This is a genomic window from Pirellulales bacterium, assembly GCA_036490175.1.
Lineage (GTDB): Bacteria > Planctomycetota > Planctomycetia > Pirellulales > JACPPG01 > JACPPG01.
Genome location: DASXEJ010000001.1, coordinates 1 through 4,276, shown reverse-complemented (window position 1 = coordinate 4,276; position 4,276 = coordinate 1). Strand labels below are relative to the sequence as shown.

At 60.5% G+C, this 4,276-nt stretch carries 4 protein-coding genes; 1 reads left to right on the top strand and 3 read right to left on the bottom strand.

Features of this window, described 5'->3' with window-relative positions; genetic code table 11:
- Positions 1–254: 254 nt before the first annotated feature.
- The 3 genes from cysK to VGG64_00010 form a co-directional block, all read right to left on the bottom strand.
- The gene (gene cysK / locus VGG64_00020; GenBank protein HEY1597954.1) at positions 255–1,214 is read right to left on the bottom strand and encodes a cysteine synthase A; all 960 of its coding nucleotides are present in this window, start codon (positions 1,212–1,214) and stop codon (positions 255–257) included.
- Between the two features lie 365 nt (positions 1,215–1,579).
- Complete coding sequence (locus VGG64_00015) at positions 1,580–2,017, bottom strand: universal stress protein (GenBank protein ID HEY1597953.1); 438 nt, start codon at positions 2,015–2,017, stop codon at positions 1,580–1,582.
- A gap of 477 nt (positions 2,018–2,494) precedes the next feature.
- A complete protein-coding gene (locus VGG64_00010) occupies positions 2,495–3,169 on the bottom strand; it encodes a redox-sensing transcriptional repressor Rex (protein HEY1597952.1) in 675 nt (224 codons plus the stop codon).
- Positions 3,170–3,910: 741 nt separating this feature from the next.
- On the opposite strand from VGG64_00010, the gene VGG64_00005 reads away from it, so the two are divergent.
- Positions 3,911–4,276 (top strand): hypothetical protein (locus VGG64_00005; protein ID HEY1597951.1); only part of this gene is annotated, 366 nt, incomplete at its 3' end.

Genomic DNA, 4,276 nt, shown 5'->3' with positions numbered 1-4,276 from the left:
GCTCCAAATTCAACCCGAGGTGTCGCCGCCGTGAGGCAGGCGGGGTATTTAACCTAACCAACCTAAAGAACACCACCCTTAACCCGCCCACGGCGACGCCCCCCAAACCATTTCATATTCCCGTGGCGATTCCGCGCGCTTGCGCGGAATGAGCGGTTGCTGTGGAGTTCTCGACGCGTCACGAATGAACGACTGCCGGCAGTGAAAGCCAGCTTCTCATCATCCATCATTGCGGATTCATCATCGCCCGCGTCTCACTCCGGAAACAGCTTCGTCGACAAGTAACGCTCGCCCAGGTCGGGCAGGATGACGACGATCAGCTTTCCCTTGTTCTCGGGACGCTTGGCCAGTTGAATCGCCGCCCAGGCCGCGGCGCCGCAACTGATGCCGCACATCAGGCCCTCCTGCTTGGCCATTTGGCGGGTGGTCTCCATGGCGTCGTCGTCGCTGACCAGTATCACGTCGTCGATCAGGTCGACGTTCAGATTGTCCGGAATGAAGCCGGCACCGATCCCTTGGATCGTGTGCTTGCCAGGCTTTAGCTCTTGCCCGGCGCGGCGCTGCGTGATGACCGGACTGTTGGTCGGTTCGACGGCCACGATCTGCACGCTTGGCTTGCGGCTCTTCAGCAATTCGCCGACGCCGGTGATCGTGCCACCGGTGCCGACGGCCGAAACGAATATATCGACCGCTCCCTCCGTATCGCGCCAGATCTCTTCGCCCGTCGTCTGGCGATGCACTTCGGGGTTGGCCGGATTGTTGAATTGCTGCGGCATGAAATAGTTCTTGTGCAGCTTGACCAGCTCCTCGGCCTTGCGGACCGCACCGGGCATCCCCTCGGCGGCCGGCGTGAGAATCAGCTCGGCGCCAAGCGCTTTCAGCATGCGGCGGCGCTCCAGGCTCATGCTCTCGGGCATAGTCACCGTCAGCTTGTAACCGCGGGCGGCGCAGACATAGGCCAGACCGATGCCCGTGTTGCCGCTGGTCGGCTCAATGATGACAGTATCGGCGTGAATTTTGCCGTCCCGCTCGGCGGCGTCGATCATGGCGGCCGCGATGCGGTCCTTGACGCTCCACAACGGGTTGAGATTCTCGAGCTTGCCGTAGACTTTGGCCACGCAACCGGCCGTCACGCGACGCAGCCTGACAAGCGGAGTATTGCCGATGCACTGGGTGATTTCTTCGTGCAGACCATTGGTAGATGCTGTCGCCATGACTGTGTTCTCCGTCGTTATTGGGTGGCGCCGCACGGCAAGCCGGCCATCGGCACTTGCAAGAATTTGCCAGCAGCTTGCGCTGTCCGACGTTGGTAATCCTTGCAGCGGCCATCCCCCCGGAAGGCCGCAGGCAATATGCCAAATTCGTTTAGTACGGCCGGATTATAGGGGGCAGCGTAAAGCACGGTCAACGCTATTGCTTCCAGCGTCGGTCGGCACGTGGCCCTCTGAGCAGCATGACTTCCGCCGCGAGCGCCAGTTCATCAGCCACGCGCCGCGATGCCTGGTCGTATCACGCGCCTCACGCACGGCGCGCTGCGCCGATAGCGCCGGCAACGATTGCTGTCCCCGCAATTTCGGGCCTATTCCGGCGCCGGCTTGTTTTCCTTGAACGTGAACACGGCGCACGGAGCCCGCCGCACGACGGCCTCGGCCACGCTCCCCATCAACAGTCGCCCCAAACCTGTGCGCCCGTGCGAGCCCAGCACGATGAGCTCGACCTTTTCCTGCTCGGCCAATGCCACGATCTCGGCGGCCGGATCCCCCGTGATCATGCGATGCTCGTAGGGCACCTTAGGATCGCCGGGCACGACCGCTTCGAGCATTTTGGTCAGCGCCGGCATGTCAGGATCGGGAATGCCGTAATACATTTCGCCCGTGCCATAAGCGGCCGGCGGCTCCTCGACGTGGACGATGATCAGCTTGGCCCCCATGTCGCGCGCCAAGGCCGTGGCGTGTTTCAGCGCGGCATCGCTGAGAGTCGAAAAGTCGGTAGGAAATAGAATCTTCTGAGCGTGCATGGCAATGTGCCTCCTCAGGTAACCATAACGCGTGCGACGTCCGCAGTCACGCGCGGAAGACGATGAATGCGGAAAGATGAACGAGGTATGGTCCAGCCGCCTCCGCCTGCCCCCTGCTTCCTATCGGCGCGTAGCTTTGCTGAGCCTGCCCAACGCGCGTCCGACCACAAGGGCCGCTTATGGGTTCTCCGGAGCCACTTTGCGATTGTGTGGCCATGAGAGGTGAGAAGAGCTACCCGGCTAGGACTCGAACCTAGAATGAGGGAACCAAAATCCCTAGTGTTACCATTACACCACCGGGTAGAAGCTTGCGCACGTTTCTAGCGAAGCCGGGCCAAAGTTGCAACGCCCGCTGAGACATCGCGCCCCAGGGCGTGGCCAGAAACGGCGCTTGCCGGCAGGGGGTCTTCATGGGCAAACTAACGGCACAGCCTGAACTGCGGATTTGCCACAACGATTTCCGGTCGGCCTGCCCACTCAGCCGTTTTGTGCCTCGCGGCTCACGATGGCAAACGACAGCTGTTCCAGTTCGATCGCCAGGTCGACGCCGACATGTTTGACCGTGTCAGGCAGCTCGATCGTGACCGGAGCGAAATTGAGGATCCCTTCGACCGACGCCGCCACCAGGCGATTGGCCACGGCTTGGGCCGCCGGAGCCGGCACCGCGATGATCCCCAGACGTACCCGATTGGCCTTGGCGAACTCGGTGAGATCGTCCAGGTGATAGACCACGACCCCCTCGATTTGCGAGCCCACCTTATTGGCATCGGTGTCGAAGGCAGCGGCGACCCGAAACCCCTGCCGCTGGAAGCCTTTATATCCCAACAGCGCACGCCCCAGGTTGCCGGACCCCACGAGCACGGCGTTCCACTGTTGGTCGGTCCCCAGAATCCGTTTGATGGCCGCTACCAGCTTGTCGCAACGATAGCCAATGCCGGGGTAGCCGAAATGGCCGAAATAGGCCAGGTCCTTGCGGACCTGGGCGTCGGTAAAGCCGAGCTTCCGTCCCAACTCGCTGGAACTGGTGGTCTCGTCCCCACGCTCCATCAAATGTTGGAGTTCCCGGAGATAAAGGCTCAGCCGGCTGGCGACAGCCTTAGGCACCGGTCCACCGCCGGTGGAACCGGGCGAGTTGCTTGCTGGCTCTTCCATTCGCAAGTCGCTAACCAGGTTGAGGATAGCGGTCTAGGGCACACAGAATCGTACCTCACTGTAAAGTAAGGCAAGCGGGGCGACAAGCCTGCCGCGCGGGCTGGCGCCCTTTCCTGGGGCATTGCGGACGGGATGCGGCTATCTCCCAGGTCGGCGGTAGTTTTTACCGGTGGCGCACTTTGCGGCAAACCGGAAACGAATTCCTATTAGCGGCTCCGTGCCGTCGCTGCCCCCCTCTCCTAGTCCGGGACGGAATCTTCGGACGAAGTGGTACTAGGCATTTCTCCGCAACGATTGGGACCATTGGCATGTTTCTCTCCACTTTTCGCAATCGCAGGACTCAGCTGTGTTTATCCAGTTAAGTCAGTCAACCCATCTTGACGACGATTGACGCAAACGGCTTGGCTTTTACTCCGATTGCATTGGTAGCGGTCACCGCGCGGTGGCCGTAGTCCAAGCAATATGGGTAAACCAGTTAATGCACGAAGAGTGCGCAGGCCGATGATAGCTGAGACGGGCGGTAGCTCGTCAAACCAGGCCCCACCGATCAGAGAAATGTCCTTGGGAGGAGACAGGAACATGAAGGCTCTTCTGGGTGTGCCGATCCTCGCCCTAATGCTGGCATTCGTATCAGCCTCGACGGCTGACGCCAGCTGGTGCGGGGCGGCAAGATTCCGGTGTTGCGCAGGATGCTGCGACACAGTTAGCTATTGCTGCACGAAGCAGCAGTGCCATACGGTCATGAAGACCTGCAAGGAGGTCGTGTACGAAAAGCAGAACTACACCTGCTACAAGACATGCTACGAGTCGGTATGCGAACCGCGCACGATCGACTGCGTAAAGTACGTCCCCGAGACGTGCTACCGTCAGTGTGAGTACACCGTTTGCAAGCCCGTCTACGAGACGAAGTACCGCACGGTAAACTTCACGGTTTGCAAGCCGGTCTGGGAAACCAAGACCCGCGACATTTGCTACACCGTGTGCAAGCCCGTCTACGAAACGAAGACGCGCGAAATTCGCTACACGGTGTGCAAGCCGGTCTGGGAAACCAAGACCAAGAACATTTGCTACACGGTCTGCAAGCCGGTCTGGGAAACCAAGACCAAG

Bases quoted from the DNA above. Each gene is read 5' to 3' on its own strand.
- cysK (HEY1597954.1), bottom strand. From the start codon at position 1,214: ATGGCGACAGCATCTACCAATGGTCTGCACGAAGAAATCACCCAGTGC.
- VGG64_00010 (HEY1597952.1), bottom strand. From the start codon at position 3,169: ATGGAAGAGCCAGCAAGCAACTCGCCCGGTTCCACCGGCGGTGGACCG.
- VGG64_00015 (HEY1597953.1), bottom strand. From the start codon at position 2,017: ATGCACGCTCAGAAGATTCTATTTCCTACCGACTTTTCGACTCTCAGC.